The sequence below is a fragment of the Plantactinospora siamensis genome, assembly GCF_042434095.1.
Taxonomy (GTDB): Bacteria; Actinomycetota; Actinomycetes; order Mycobacteriales; family Micromonosporaceae; genus KBS50.
Genome location: NZ_JBHLUE010000008.1, coordinates 204,146 through 218,248, shown reverse-complemented (window position 1 = coordinate 218,248; position 14,103 = coordinate 204,146). Strand labels below are relative to the sequence as shown.

Here is a 14,103-nt window from a genome sequence, read left to right as displayed (position 1 = left end):
TGCGGGTAAACATCGTGAACGCGACTTGCTCGTTAAGCCAGGTAACGTTTCGAACTCGCTGCGGCGCGGGTCGAGTTCCGCGCCGCGCACATATTCCGCCGAAAGGGTGTGGCGACGAGTGTCTACGTCAACCGCCACGACCGGTCCCCTACGCCGGGTTCCGGTGCAGGGCCGCAGTGTCGCCCGGGTCCAACGGATGCTCGACGCCTGCGCCGAGCTCGTCGACGAGGTGGGCTACGAGGGCCTCACCACCACCCTCCTGGCCGAGCGGGCCGGGGTGGCGATCGGCTCCGTCTACCAGTTCTTCCCGGACAAGCGGGCGATCGTCCAGGCGTTGACGCTGCGCAACCTCGAGGCGTACCTCCAGCGGCTCGCCGACCGGCTGACCGGCGAGGACCTGGCCGACTGGTGGGACGGCGTGGACGCCGGCATCGACGAGTACATCAGCATGCACCGCCAGGTGCCGGGCTTCCGCACCCTCCACTTCGGCGACATCGTCGACGTGCACCTGCTGGACGAGGACCGGGACAACAACGGGGTGATCGCCGAGCAGCTCACCCAGGTGCTCGCCGAGCGGTTCGGGATCCGTGACGTGGCCCGGCTGCGGTTCGCGCTGGAGATCGCGGTGGAGGCCGCCGACTCGCTGATCAAGCTGGCCTTCCGGCGTGCGCCCGAGGGCGACGAGCGGGTGCTGGCCGAGGCCAAGTCGCTGATCAGCGAATACCTGCACAAGGAGGTCGAGGCCGGCCAGCCGGCCGCCGCCGGCACGCCGGCGGGCGGCGCCGCCGCCTCCTGACCGAACCCTGCCGGCGGCGCACCCTCCGCCGACCGAACGCACCATCCGGGCGTACGCCGATCGCGGCGTACGCCCGTTGGCATCTCCGGTTCGTTCGGCGGAAGTATTCCCTCAGTGTATTCCCTAGGGTTATAGTCGACCGGTGAGTGTTCCGAACACCCTGCTGGGGCTCCTCGAACCGGAGCCCAGCCACGGCTACGAGCTCAAGCGCGAGTACGACTCGCTGTTCGGCCAGGAGCGTCCGCTGCCGTTCGGGCAGGCGTACTCGACCCTCGGCCGGCTGGAACGCGACGGTGAGGTGGAGGTCCGCGGCGCCGAGCCCGGCGCCGGGCCGGACCGCAAGCGGTACGCGATCACCGCCGCGGGGGTGTCCCGGCTGGAGGGCTGGCTGCACGAGCCCGAACGGCCGGAGCCGCACCTGCAGACCGTCCTGTTCACCAAGGTGACCCTGGCGTTGCTCTCCGGCCGCGCGGCCGGGCGGCTGCTGGATGCCCAGCGGGCCGCGCATCTGGCCCGGATGCGCGAGCTCACCGCCGTGCGCCGGGCCGGGCCGCTGAGCCGCACCCTGCTCGCCGACCATGCCCTGTTCCACCTGGAAGCAGACCTGCGCTGGATCGACCTGACCGTGGCGCGGCTCGACCAACTGGCGAAGGAGATCATCCGATGACCGGTCCCGTGCTCCGGGCCGAGAACGTCAGCAAGTCCTTCGGTCCCACGCCCGCGTTGCGGGGGGCCGATCTCGCGCTGGCCGCCGGGGAGGTGCTCGCGGTGATGGGGCCCAGTGGCTCCGGCAAGTCGACGCTGCTGCACTGCCTGGCCGGCATCCTGCGCCCGGACTCCGGCGAGGTGTGGTACGACGGCCATCGCCTGGACCAGCTGCCCGAATCCGCCCGCAGCCGGTTGCGGCGGGACGAGTTCGGCTTCGTCTTCCAGTTCGGACAGTTGGTGCCCGAGCTGCCGGTGCTGGACAACGTGATGCTGCCGCTGCTGCTGGCCGGTCAATCCCGCCGGTCGGCCCGGGAGTCCGCCGCCGCGCTGCTGGATCAGCTGGAGCTGTCCGGGTTGGAGGGGCGGCGTCCCGGTGAGCTGTCCGGCGGTCAGTCGCAGCGGGTGGCGGTGGCCCGGGCCCTGGTCGCCCGGCCCCGGGTGGTCTTCGCCGACGAACCGACCGGTTCGCTGGACTCGCTCACCGGAGAGCGGGTGCTGGAGCTGCTCGTGGACTCCGCCCGGGAGCACGGGGCCAGCGTCGTGCTGATCACCCACGACGCGCGGGTCGCGTCGTACGCCGACCGCGAGGTCGTGGTGCGGGACGGCCGGGTCACCGCCCTGGAGCCGGCATGAGCGCGCGGATCCCCGGCCGGGGCGCCGGCGGGCCGCGACTGGTCCGGCTCGCCGTGCGGCTCACCGCCGGCGGCGGCCGGGAGCAGTGGACCCGGCTCGCGGTGACCGCCTTCGGGGTTGCCCTCGGAGTGGGGTTGCTGCTGCTCACGGCCGTGGCGTTCCCGGCCATCCGCGCCCAGGAGGCGCGCGAGGCGTGGACCGACACCGCGACGGTCAACAGCCGGCCCGACCGGGACCCTCCGGCCGCCGACCCGCTGCTCTGGCGGGACCGTTGGGACTCCTGGTCGGGCCGGGACATCCAGCGGGTCGACGTCGCGCCGACCGGAGCGGGGTCCCCGCTGCCGCCCGGGCTCGACCGGATTCCCGGGCCCGGGGAGCTGGCCGTCTCACCGGCCCTGCGGGACCTGCTCGGGACCGTACCGGCCGACCAGCTGGCCGACCGGTATCCCGGCCGGATCACCGGCACGGTGCGCGACGCCGCGCTGGTCTCTCCCGACGAGCTGGTGGTGTTCGTCGGCTACGAGCCCGGCCAACTGCGCGGGCAGCCGGGCGTTGACGAGGTTCGCAGCATCGAGACCCAGCCGCGCAGCGTCGCGCTGACCCGGTTCGGCCGGGTCCTGCTCGGCATCGGCGCGGCCGCCCTGCTGGTGCCCATCGTGGTGCTGATCGGCACGGCCACCCGGCTCGCGGCGGCCCGTCGGGAGCAGCGGCTGGCCGCGATGCGGCTGGTCGGGGCCACCCCCTGGCAGGTTCGACTCATCGCCGCGGTCGAGGCCGTGCTCGGCGCCACCGCCGGCACGGTGCTGGGGTTCGGGTTGTTCGCCCTGCTGCGGCCGGCCGCGGCGCACGTCGACCTGACCGGCCGGCCGTTCTTCGTCACCGATCTCCGGCTGTCCTGGCCGATCACCCTCCTGGTGGGCCTCGGCGTACCGGTGCTCGCGGTCGGCTCGGCCCTGGTGTCGCTGCGCCGGTTGCAGGTTTCGCCGCTCGGGGTGGCCCGCCGGGCGACCCGGAGCCGCCCCGGTTGGCGCCGGCTCCTCCCGCTGGCGCTCGGCCTCGCCGGCTTCCTCGGCACGCTGCCGGCGGTGAGCAACGCGGATGGCAGCTGGCTGCCGATCCTGATGGCCGCCCTGATCACCGTGCTGATCGTCGGGATCATCGTGGCCGGACCGTGGCTGACCCGCGGGGTGGGGCTGCTGCTGGTCCGGGCCTCCCGGTCGGCGCCGAACCTGCTGGCCGGGCATCGCCTGGTGGAGAACCCGAACACCGGGTTCCGGTCGATCAGCGGCCTGGTGCTGGCCGTCTTCCTGGTCACGCTGGCCGGCGCGGCAGTTGCCAGCACCAGTGTGCCGGTCGCGGACCCGGGGCAGGTGCTGGTGCCGGCCGGCGCCGTCGAGCAGGTGTACGCCGGGCGGGACGGGCGCCCGGTGCCCGCCGACCAGGCCGACGCGCTGGTTCGCCGGTTGCGCGGGATGCCCGGCGTGACCGGGGTGCTCGACCTGCGGCTGCCGGACAAGACCCCGGGCGGCCAGGACGCCGGCCTGACCACGGTGGTGCGCTGCGCGGATCTGGTCGCCACCGGGATGGGCCGGTGCGCCGGCGCGGAACGGGTGGTCGGGCTGGATGCCCGGCTGCTGGACAACGGCTTCCTGGAGGGGCTCGGGCAGCCCGGCGGTGCCACCGACCCGGACCGGCTCCCGCTGGCCGGGCTGCTGGTCACCACGACGGGTCAACGCGCCGTCACGGAGCGGGTCCGGACGGCAATCGAGGCCGGCGCGCAGGGCGCCGACCTGCCTTCCAGCGCCGACGAGCTGAAGGGCCGAAGCAACAAGCAGGCCGCGATGACCGGCCGGGTCAGCGACGCGGTCCTGCTGGTGGTGCTGCTGATCGCCGGGTTCAGCCTGGCGGTCTCGGTGGCCGGTGGTCTGGTCGAGCGGAAGCGCCCGTTCGCCCTGCTCCGGCTGGCCGGGATGCGCCCCAGCGAGCTGCGCCGGGTGCTCCTGGCCGAGACCGCCGGCCCGCTGCTCTGCACCGCCCTGGCCAGCGTCCTGCTCGGCCTGGCCGTGGCCTGGTACGCGGTCCGGGTGGCCCACGCCCCCTGGCGGCCGCCGGCCGGCGCGTACTGGCTGGTGCTCGGCGGTGGCCTGGCGGTGGCCCTGGGTATCGCGGTGGCGGCCACGCTGCCGATGCTGGCCCGGCTCACCTCGCTGGAGACGGCCCGGTTCGAGTGACGGGTGCGCGGCGAGGGTCAGAGGAACGCCTGGCCCTCGCCGCGGTAGGTGGGCACCGTTTCCAGCACCCGGTCGCCGGCCACCAGGTGCAGCTCCTCGACGTGCTCGGCCAGCTCGCCTGCCTTGGCGTGCCGGAACCAGACCCGGTCGCCGACGGCCAGCTCGTCCGCGGCCGGCCCGGCCAGCGGGGTCTGCACCTCGCCGGCGCCCTCCGTGGGCAGCAGCCGCAGGCCGGCCGGCAGCCACGGCGTCGGCTGCCGGCTCGGCTCGGCCGGCCCGGAGGCGATCCAGCCGCCGCCCAGCACGGTCACGAGCCCGGGGCCGGGCCGCCGGACCACCGGCAGCGCGAAGAAGGCCGCCGGCCGCGGCTGCCAGGCGCGGTAGCCGTCGAACAGGGTCGGTCCGTACAGGCCGGAGCCGGCCGTGATCTCGCTGACCGCCGGGTCGGCGCCGGTCAGGGCCACGCTGCCGGTGCCGCCGCCGTTGACGAATTCGAGGTCGGCGTGCTGGCGTACTGCGGCCACCGCCGCCGCACGGCGGGCGGTGAGCTCCGGGTACGACCGCCGCTGCATCGCGCGGATCAGGACCGCCCGCCCGGCCCGGCCGGGCGGCGCGTCGCCGAGGCCGGCGATCTGCGCCTCGTACGACATGAGCCCGACCAGCCGGAAGCCGGGCCGGTCCGCGATCAGCGCGGCAAGGTCGCCGGCCGCCGCGGCGCTGTGCAGCGGGGACCGGCGGACGCCCAGGTGCAGCCGGCCGCCCGGACCGCCGCCCAGCGGCCGCCAGGAGGCGTCCAGGTCGAGGCAGAGGCGCAGCTCCGGCCGCTGGTGCGGCGGCACGACCGCGTCGACCAGGTCGAGCTGCTCCGGGCTGTCCACCATCAGCGTCACGGTCGCCGCGGTCTCGTCGTCGGCGGCCAGTTCGGCCAGCGCCGCCCGGTCGGCGGTCGGGTAGCCGACAACGGCGTCGTCGGTGCAGCCGGTACGGACCAGCCAGATCGCCTCGGTGAGCGTGTACGCCAACACGCCGCGCCAGCCCGGCTGGCTCAGCACCCGGGTCAGCAGCGAACGGCACCGGACGGACTTGCTCGCCACCCGCAGGGTCTTGCCGCCGGCCCGATCCACCAGGTCGGCCGCGTTGGTGTCGAACGCCACCCGGTCCACCACGGCCAGCGGGGGATCGAGGGCGGCGGTGGCCGCGTCCAGCCGCTCGCGCCGGGCGGCGGTCCGGTCCGCGCGTCCGGACGGGACGGCAGGTCGAGGTCTCACCACCGCACGTTAACCAATCGCACAGACAATGCGAAACTCCCTCATTTATGGGCCGGCCGCCCGGCCCGCCTCGCCGCCCCCTACGCTGGCAGGTCAGGGGAATGTCGGGGCCGGGCCGTACGCCGGCGGGGTTAGAGTGACAGGTCGGGGGAGCCCAGCGCTGGGCTGGCAGGTGGAGGTACGGCCATCGAGACGCACAACGGCACAGCCGACGGGGACGACTCCCTGGCCGGCCCCTCCGTACCGCCACAGGCCGCGGTGGAGCGCTCCGGCCTGGCCGCTTTGCGGTCGGTGCTGCGCCGCCGGGCGTTCCGCCGGCTCTGGATCGTGCTGGGCGTCGCCTCCCTCGGTGACTGGCTCGGCCTGCTCGCCACCTCGGTCTTCGCCGCCGCCCAGGTTCAGGGCAGCGCGGCCAAGGGCGCGGCCTTCGGCTCGGTGATCGCCGTCCGGTTGCTGCCGGCGCTGGTGCTCGGCCCGGTGGCCGGGGTGCTGGCCGACCGCTTCGACCGGCGCTACACGATGGTCATCTGCGACCTGCTGCGGTTCGTGCTGTTCGCCTCCATCCCGCTGGTGGCCCTCTCCGGGCTGTCCGGCGCCGTGGTGGTGGGCTGGGCCGCCATCGCCACCTTCCTGATCGAGGGCGTCACGCTGATCTGGATCCCGGCCAAGGAGGCCGCGGTCCCCAACCTGATCCCGAAGTCCCGGCTGGAGACGGCCAACCAGCTCACGCTGATCACCACGTACGGGCTCACCCCGGTGCTGGCCGCGGTCGGCCTGTCCGCGCTGGACGCCAGCGTGCGGGCGGTGGGCAGCGATCTGCCCGACTGGGCCCAACCCGCACAGCTCGCGCTCTACTTCAACTCGCTGTCCCGGTTGGCCACCGCGATCGTGGTGTTCTTCGGGATCAAGGAGATCAGCGCCACCGGCCGGGGCGGCGCCCGCGGGCCGGCCGAGGAGAGCGTGCTGCGCCAGTTCCTCGACGGCTGGCGGTTCATCGGCCGCAGTCCCCTGGTCCGCGGCCTGGTGCTCGGCATCTTCGGCGCGTTCGCCGGCGGCGGCATCGTGATCGGCACGGCCCGCTTCTTCACCGCCTCGCTGAGCGCCGGTGACGCTGCCTTCTACCTGCTCTTCGGCGCGATCTTCGTGGGTCTGGCGGTTGGCATCGGGCTCGGTCCCACGGTGGTGCGGGACATGTCCCGTCGGCGCTGGTTCGGGGTGAGCATCGTGCTGGCCAGCGCCTCGGTGCTGTTCCTGGCCGCGGCCATCCACCTGTCGATGGCCATGCTCGGGGCGATCCTGGTGGGCGCCGGCGCCGGGATGGCGTTCCTGGCCGGCATAACCCTGCTGGGCAGCGAGATCGCCGACGACGTTCGGGGCCGCGTCTTCGCGGTGGTGCAGACCGGCACCCGGCTCGTGCTGATGGTCGCCATCTCGCTGAGCAGCCTGATCGTGGGCGTCGGCGGATCCCGCCGGCTCAACATCGCCGACCTGGGCATCTCGGTCTCCTCGACCCGGTTGCTGCTGCTGGTGGCCGGCCTGGCCGGGATCTTCGCGGGCGTCAGCGCGTTCCGCCAGATGGACGACAAGCCGGGCGTGCCGGTCCTCGCCGACCTGTGGGGATCCATCCGCGGCCGCCCGCTGGCCGCCGCCGAGCCGTTCACCTCGACCGGCTTCTTCCTGGTCTTCGAGGGCGGCGAGGGCGCCGGGAAGTCCACCCAGGCCGAGGCGCTGGCCGCCCGGCTGCGCGAGCAGGGCCGCGAGGTGCTGCTCACCCGCGAGCCGGGGGCCACCGACGTCGGGCAGCGGATCCGCAGCCTGGTGCTCGACCAACCGGGCGGTCCGGACCTGTCGCCCCGGGCCGAGGCCCTGCTCTACGCGGCCGACCGGGCGCAGCACGTGGCCACCGTGGTGCGGCCGGCCCTCAGCCGGGGCGCCGTCGTGATCAGCGACCGGTACGTCGACTCGTCGCTGGCCTACCAGGGCGCCGGTCGGGTGTTGCCCAGCGACGAGGTCTCCTGGCTCTCCTCCTGGGCCACCGGGGGGCTCAAGCCCGACCTGGTCGTGGTGCTGGACGTCGAACCGGCGGTCGGCCAGGCGCGGATCACGGCCCGCGGCGGCGACGCCGACCGGCTGGAGGCCGAGTCCAACGACTTCCACGAACGGGTCCGGCTGGCGTTCCTCGACCTCGCGGCGGCCGACCCGCGGCGCTACCTCGTCCTGGACGCTTCCCGCCCCGCTGAGGAGGTCACCGCGGCCGTGGCCGCCCGGGTCACCGAGATGCTCGCCGGGCCGGACGCGGCCGAGCATCCGGATCCGGCCCGCCCGCCGGACACCTCGGTGGAGCCGAAGTTATCCGACGCCGAGCTGCGCGAGTTCGCCCGGACCGACGCCGGTTCGCCGCCGGCCGCCGCCCGGACCGACGCCGGTTTCCCGCCGGCCGCCGTCCGGACCGACGCCGGCTTGCCGCCCGCCGACGATCATCCGGACCCGGCGCAGGCGTCCGTGACGCCGCCCCGGCAGGCGCCGCCGGCGGACGCCGATCGGGAGCTGGGGACCCGGCGCTGATGCCGGACGTCTTCGCCGATCTCGTCGGGCAGGACGAGGCCGTCACGACGTTGCGCCAGGCGGCCGCCGCGGCGGCCCTGCTGCTCGACCGGGTCGACGCGTCGGAGCAGGTCGAGCAGCCGCCCGGGGCGACCGCCGCCATGACGCACGCGTGGATCTTCACCGGCCCCCCGGGTTCGGGGCGTTCGGTGGCGGCCCGGGCGTTCGCCGCGGCCCTCCAGTGCCGCACCGGGACGGGCTGCGGAGCCTGCGCCGGCTGCCACACCACGCTCTCCGGCACCCACGCCGACGTCCGGTTCGTGGTGCCCGAGGGCCTGTCCATCTCGGTCACCGAGATCCGCACGCTGGTGCTCCGGGCCGCCAGCACCCCGGCCGGGGGCCGGTGGCAGGCGGTGGTGATCGAAGACGCCGACCGGCTCACCGAGGCGGCCGGCAACGCCCTGCTCAAGGCCATTGAGGAACCACCGCCGCGCACGGTCTTCCTGCTCTGCACCCCGTCGACTCACCCGGACGACATCTCGGTCACCATCCGCTCCCGCTGCCGGGTGGTGCCGCTGCGCCAGCCGCCCGCCGCGGCGGTGGCGGCCGTGCTGACCGCCCGGGACGGGGTGCCGGCCGAACTGGCCGGCTGGGCGGCCGCGGCGGCGCAGGGGCACGTGGGCCGGGCCCGCCGGCTGGCCCGGGACGCCGAGGCGCGCAAGCGGCGGGACGCCGTACTTGCCGTACCGCGCCGGCTGACCGGGGTGGGCGCCTGCTTCGACGCGGCCTCCGCGCTGATCGAGGCGGCCGAGGCCGAGGCCGTGGCCTCGGTGGCCGACCTGGACGCCGGGGAGCGCACCGCCCTGGAGACCGCGCTCGGCGCCGGCGGCACCGGCCGGGGCGCGGCCGGCGCGTTCCGGGGCGCCGCCGGCCAGCTCAAGGAGCTGGAGAAGCGGCAGCGGTCGCGGGCCACCCGGGCCCAGCGGGACGCGCTGGACCGGGCCCTGGTCGACCTGGCCGGGTTCTATCGGGACGCCCTGACGGTCGCCATGGGCGCGCCGGTGCCGGCCGTGCACACCGACGTGGCCGAGCTCGCCCGCACGGCCGGGCAGAGATGGACGCCCGAGGCGACCCTGCGCCGGCTGGAGGCCGTACTGGCCTGCCGGTCGGCCATCGAGGCCAACGTCAAGCCGCGGATCGCCGTCGAGTCGATGATGCTCGCCCTCTGGCGCGGCTGACTTATCCACAGGCCTCGCCGCGTTATCCACAGGCTGGCCGGTACGGGCTTTCGCGGGTCGGGCATCGACCGGTACGGTTCCCTCGGCGTAACGCGACGGGCATGGCACGGTCCGTGAACGGTGCCGGTGCCCGGGCGGGAGGAGGACCCGGCCGATGGGGCGCGAGATCGACGAGGCCTGGATCGAGGAGGCGGTGCAGCGATACCGCCGCATCGAGACACTACGGGCCGAGTTCGACCGGGCGGTGCGGAAACTTCAGGTCACCGTCCGCTCGCCGGACGGTCTCGTCGAGGTGGCCGTGGCCGGTGACGGCACCATCACCGACGTACGGCTGCTGGCCGGTCTGCACGGGCGGGCCGCGGCCGACGTGGCCCGGTCCGTCCAGGCGGCGGTGACCGCTGCCGCCGACGCGGCCCGCTGGGCGAGGGACAAGCTGCACGCCGAGACATTCGGGGCGTACCGGCCACTGGCGGAGGCCTGAGATGGACAGTCTGCACACCGTTTCCCGCCGGCTGGCCGAGGAGGCCGACCGGCTGGCCGAGGCCGCCGCCGAGCTCCGGTCCGGGGCGGGCATCCCGCCCGCCGCCCTGGCCGGCGGCGTGCCGGGCCGGCTCGGCACGCTCGGTCGCGACCTGCAGGCGCACTGGGCCGCCGCGGTCGACGCGCGGGCCCGGGAGGCCGCCGCCGCGGCCGAGGAGCTGACCGGGACGGCCGCCGCGGTCCGCAAGGCCGCGAGCGGGTACGCCGACACCGATCACGCGGCACGGCAGCGCCACGCCGGGGAGTGGTGATGGACGCCCTCGATCGGCTCGCCGGCCCGGCCACCGAGCTGCTCGGTCGGGTCGACGACCTGCTGACCGGTTCCGGAGCGCCGCCCGAGCACCGGATCTGGCCGCTGGTCCGGCGCACCGGGACGCTGCCCGGCGCCGCGCTGGCCGCGGTGGCCGCGCTTCGTCCCGGGCCGCCGGGCGAGGCGGCCGACGTCGTGCGCCGGCCGGTCCGCGCGTACGAGTCGGCCGCGGCGGCGCTGACCGGCCCGGTCGACTGGACGGGCCCGGCCGCGGAGGCGTTCGCCGTCCGCCGGTCGGCGCTGGCGGCCCGGGTGTCCGGCGGCGCCGACTCGTTGGCCGGGCGGCTGCACCAGACCGCCGACTTCGCGGCCGCGCTCGCCCACTGGGCCGCCCGGGCGCGGGACCGGCTCGCCCGGACCCTGGCCGAGGTGCTCGGCTCGGCCGAGGCCGTCACCGTGGTGACCGGTGGATTCAGCGACCCCGGGGGCGCGGCCGCGCGGGCCGGTGCCGAGATCGGTGCCCGGATTCTGGCGGCGGTGGTCGAGGTCCAGTCCGACGGCGACGAGTTGCTGCGGCGATACGACGCGGTGCCGGCCGAGTCGCCGCCGTTCGCGCCGGACGCCGCCACGGCGTACCGGTGGGACAGCACCACCCGGGTGCGGCGCTGAGCCGCCCACGAGAGCGGGCCGTGGACGGATGCCCGTGGACGGACCGGGCGGTGGACGGACCGGGCCGTGGATTGACCGGGCCGTGGACGGAGCGGGCGGGTCGGCTGGCCGGATGGATCCGGTGGGCCGGCGGGACGACCGACCGGCACCGGGCAAGCCGACGGCGTCGCGCTCTGGAACGCCGTACCCCTCGGCTGTTCCGGCTGCGACGCCGTGGCTTCCCTGCACCCCCCGCAGGTTCTGTGCCTCACTCAACGCCCGCACTGACGGTTTGTCGCCGGGTAAAAGGAGCTTTCATCCGGACGGTTGACCGACTCCGCCCGGCCGGCCGGCTGCGGCGGGACACCGACGGTCGGCCGGGGTTGGCCGGGTGGCCGACGGCCCCTGTCGCGGACGTATGGTGGGCCGATGGGAATGCTGTGCGCGGTCAGCTTCAACCGGTACGGGCGCCTGTACTACCTCGATCCGGGTGAGCTGCGACCGGCCGTGGGCGACCGGGTGCTGGTGCCCACCGACGACGGTCCCGAGGTCGCCGAGTGCGTGTGGGCGGCGCAGTGGGTCAGCGAGGACACCAGCGGCTTCCCGCGGCTGGCCGGGCTGGCCGGCGACGACGACCTGCGGCGGGACGAGCTGCTGCGGCGGCGCAAGGCGGAGGCCAAGGTGGCCGCCAAGCGGCTGATCCGGGAGCACGACCTGCCCATGAAGGTGGTGGCGGTCGACCACGTGGTCGAGCCTGCCGGCACCGGCGGCCGGACCACGATCTACTTCACCGCCCCGCACCGGGTCGACTTCCGGTCCCTGGTGCGCGACCTCGGCGCCACCCTGCGCTGCCGGGTGGAGCTGCGCCAGCTGTCGGCCCGGGACTCCGCCCGGGTGCAGGGCGGCATCGGGCCGTGCGGCCGCGACCTGTGCTGCGCCACCTTCCTCACCGACTTCGAGCCGGTGACCATCCGGATGGCCAAGGACCAGGACCTGCCGCTCAACCCGCTGCGCATCTCCGGGGCCTGCGGCCGGCTGATGTGCTGCCTCAAGTACGAGCACCCGCTCTACCAGCAGTTCCAGGCGTCCGCGCCGGCCGTCGGGGCCCGGGTGAGCACGCCGGAGGGCGACGGCCGGGTGGTCGGGCACGACGTGCCGCGGGACGCCGTCACGGTCCGGCTGGACAACGGTGGAGCGCGCTGCTCGTGCAGCCGCGCCGACGTCTGCGGCCCGCGCAAGGCGCACGACGCCTACTATCCGGGCTGAGCGACGGCCGCCGATCTCACCGCTCAGCGCAGCGTGATCGGGGGCTCCGCGAGGCGTACCGGAATCGGCGCCTGCGGGGAGATCCAGGCGGCGTGCGGCGGTCCCTCCGGCTCCGCCCGCCAGCGGTGGCCGACCCGGTCGACGGCCAGCGGATAGACGGTGAGCGAGCCGTCGGCGGCGATGTGCAGCCGCAGGAAGCCCTTGGAATCCTCGATGCCCTGCGCCGCGAACAGCTCGTTGAGGTTGACCCCGAAGGCGCCGGCCACCAGCAGGTAGGTGGCCACCAGCTCGCTGGCCAGGAAGCCGACCACCGGCCCGTACAGCACGGCCGCGGCGGCCGCCGGCAGCGGCCACTCCCACCGATAGAACGGCAGGTGCAGCCAGGCCCAGGTGCCGGCCGCGGCCAGCGCCACGTGCGCCAGCCCGTGCGTGACGCCGAGGATCCAGTGCCGGGCGTGCCGCTTGCCGCCCACGCTGGGCGGCTTGGCGAAGAACGCCGCGCCGAGCAGCGTGACCAGCAGCATGCCCAGCAGCGGGACGCTGAACAGCCGCTGCTCGGTGCTGCCCGCGCCCTGCACGGCGGTGCCGGCCATCGCCAGCATGAGCAGGGTGTGCAGGGTGCCGAGCAGGGTCCCGAAGCCCGGGTTGCGCAACGGGAGCCGGCCGAAGATGCCCCAGGCGTACCGGCGGGACCGGGCCGCGTCCGGGAACCGCGCGGCCAGCTCGTACGTCCGGCTCGGGCTGGACTTGCGGGACCTGGTGTCCGGCGGCGGCACCTCGATCCGGGGCGGCAGGTGGTGCGTCGGGTAGAGGTAGGCGCCGCCACCACCGCAGGTGATGAGCTGCCGGTCCGGGCGTGCGTACCGGGCATAGTGGTGCAGGTCGCCGGAGAGCATGAGCGGCACCCGGGCCCCGGTCGGCTCGATCATCTTGCGCAGGAAATAGTCGATCGAGTCGTACGCTTCCGGGTGGTCGACCGCCTTCACCCAGGACGGCTCCGGGGTGGCGAGGATGACCTTGGAGTCCGGCCCGAGGTGCCGGGACACCTGCTCGAAGTACGTGAGCTGCGGATCGTCCAGGTAGGACCCGGTCTGCCCGTCCAGGGCCAGCAGCCACCAGTCGCCCGGCAGCTCGATGGCGAAGTAGGACCGGGTCTGCGGTGTGCACCAGCCACCGATGTTGTCGTCCCGGGACCGCACGAACAGCCGCAGGAACGCGGTCAACCCGTCGTACCAGTCATGGTTGCCGGGGATCGCGAACAGCTGCGGCATCTCCGCGCCCGGCGCCGGTTGCGGCAGCGCCGACTCGTACGGTCCCTTGCAGCGGTCCTCGTACGCCGCCGCGCTCGCCGTCGGATAGACCTGGTCGCCGCCCATGATCAGGGCCCGCCCGCGCGGCAGCGGTCCGCCGTCCACCCCCGCGACCGCAAGCTCCGGCCGGGAGAGCAGATAGGCGATCGTGTACGTCGCGTCGAAGCCGTCCCCGAGGTCGGCCACGTAGTCGAACCAGAACCCGCCGTCGGGGGCGGTCTGCCGGTGGATCCGGTGCGGCAGCGAACCCTGGAGCTCCCGCTTGTCCAGGTACGCCCCGAACAGCAACGCCAGCAGCGTACGCAGGCCGGTGATCACCAGCAGCAGGGGCGCGAGCCAGGGCACCCGGGCCCGGCGGGTGTAGCCCAGCTCCTGCGGGTCCAGGCTCTTCGGCCGGCGCGGCGGCGTGGGATCCGAGCAGCGTTCCCAGTCCGGAGCGGCCGTTTCCGGCTCTCGGCCGGCCGTCGTGGGCTGACCCGGGATACGGCCCGCCCCCGTCGGGGCGGTGAGCCGGTCCGCGCTGTCGCGGGCCTGATCATCGGTCACCGCCGCGAGCCTAGTCGTACCGTTACGGACCCACTGTCCGTTCCCCGACCACTTGGCAACCCGCCTCGGCGCCACCGGCGCTGCTGATCATGGGCTCCGCCGTCTGGCCGAACGGGTCGCTGCAG

At 74.9% G+C, this 14,103-nt stretch carries 12 protein-coding genes; 10 read left to right on the top strand and 2 right to left on the bottom strand.

The annotated features are described in order from the left end of the window. Positions 1-118 precede the first annotated feature (118 nt). From ACFFHU_RS11955 to ACFFHU_RS11940, 4 genes are all read left to right on the top strand, one after another. On the top strand, positions 119-796 hold the full coding sequence (locus ACFFHU_RS11955; RefSeq protein ID WP_377338162.1) for a TetR/AcrR family transcriptional regulator: 678 nt from the start codon (positions 119-121) through the stop codon (positions 794-796). Between the two features lie 142 nt (positions 797-938). Continuing rightward, entirely contained in the window at positions 939-1,463 is a 525-nt protein-coding gene (locus ACFFHU_RS11950; RefSeq protein ID WP_377338160.1) for a PadR family transcriptional regulator, read from the top strand. Then, positions 1,460-2,137, top strand: a complete 678-nt coding sequence (locus tag ACFFHU_RS11945; protein ID WP_377338158.1) for an ABC transporter ATP-binding protein — start codon at positions 1,460-1,462, stop codon at positions 2,135-2,137. Before ACFFHU_RS11950 ends, ACFFHU_RS11945 begins: the two co-directional genes overlap by 4 nt. Then, entirely contained in the window at positions 2,134-4,368 is a 2,235-nt protein-coding gene (locus tag ACFFHU_RS11940) for an FtsX-like permease family protein (RefSeq protein ID WP_377338157.1), read from the top strand. Before ACFFHU_RS11945 ends, ACFFHU_RS11940 begins: the two co-directional genes overlap by 4 nt. Before the next feature lie 17 nt (positions 4,369-4,385). Here the strand turns inward: ACFFHU_RS11940 and ACFFHU_RS11935 are convergent, their stop codons facing one another. After that, positions 4,386-5,636 (bottom strand): alanine racemase, encoded by a 1,251-nt coding sequence (locus ACFFHU_RS11935; RefSeq protein ID WP_377338155.1) that lies wholly within the window; start codon positions 5,634-5,636, stop codon positions 4,386-4,388. Between the two features lie 327 nt (positions 5,637-5,963). Here ACFFHU_RS11935 and tmk point away from each other — a divergent pair, with 327 nt between their 5' ends. From tmk to ACFFHU_RS11905, 6 genes are all read left to right on the top strand, one after another. Further along, the gene (tmk, locus tag ACFFHU_RS11930) at positions 5,964-8,201 is read left to right on the top strand and encodes a dTMP kinase (protein WP_377338261.1); all 2,238 of its coding nucleotides are present in this window, start codon (positions 5,964-5,966) and stop codon (positions 8,199-8,201) included. Then, positions 8,201-9,418: a DNA polymerase III subunit delta' gene (locus ACFFHU_RS11925; protein ID WP_377338153.1), complete on the top strand. Its 1,218-nt coding sequence runs from the start codon at positions 8,201-8,203 to the stop codon at positions 9,416-9,418. The genes tmk and ACFFHU_RS11925 overlap by 1 nt, the downstream gene beginning before the upstream one ends. Positions 9,419-9,572: 154 nt before the next feature. Beyond that, positions 9,573-9,899, top strand: coding sequence for a YbaB/EbfC family nucleoid-associated protein (locus ACFFHU_RS11920; protein ID WP_377338152.1), 327 nt, complete (start codon positions 9,573-9,575; stop codon positions 9,897-9,899). A 1-nt stretch (position 9,900) separates the two neighbouring features. Then, entirely contained in the window at positions 9,901-10,209 is a 309-nt protein-coding gene (locus ACFFHU_RS11915) for a type VII secretion target (protein WP_377338150.1), read from the top strand. Continuing rightward, positions 10,209-10,877 carry a hypothetical protein gene (locus tag ACFFHU_RS11910; RefSeq protein WP_377338149.1) on the top strand — a complete coding sequence of 223 codons (669 nt, stop codon included), beginning with the start codon at positions 10,209-10,211 and terminating at the stop codon, positions 10,875-10,877. The genes ACFFHU_RS11915 and ACFFHU_RS11910 overlap by 1 nt, the downstream gene beginning before the upstream one ends. A 408-nt stretch (positions 10,878-11,285) precedes the next feature. Beyond that, positions 11,286-12,122, top strand: a complete 837-nt coding sequence (locus ACFFHU_RS11905) for a PSP1 domain-containing protein (protein WP_377338147.1) — start codon at positions 11,286-11,288, stop codon at positions 12,120-12,122. Between the two features lie 23 nt (positions 12,123-12,145). Here ACFFHU_RS11905 and ACFFHU_RS11900 read toward each other — a convergent pair whose 3' ends face one another. Next, positions 12,146-13,978 (bottom strand): metallophosphoesterase family protein, encoded by a 1,833-nt coding sequence (locus ACFFHU_RS11900; RefSeq protein WP_377338146.1) that lies wholly within the window; start codon positions 13,976-13,978, stop codon positions 12,146-12,148. Positions 13,979-14,103: the final 125 nt, after the last annotated feature.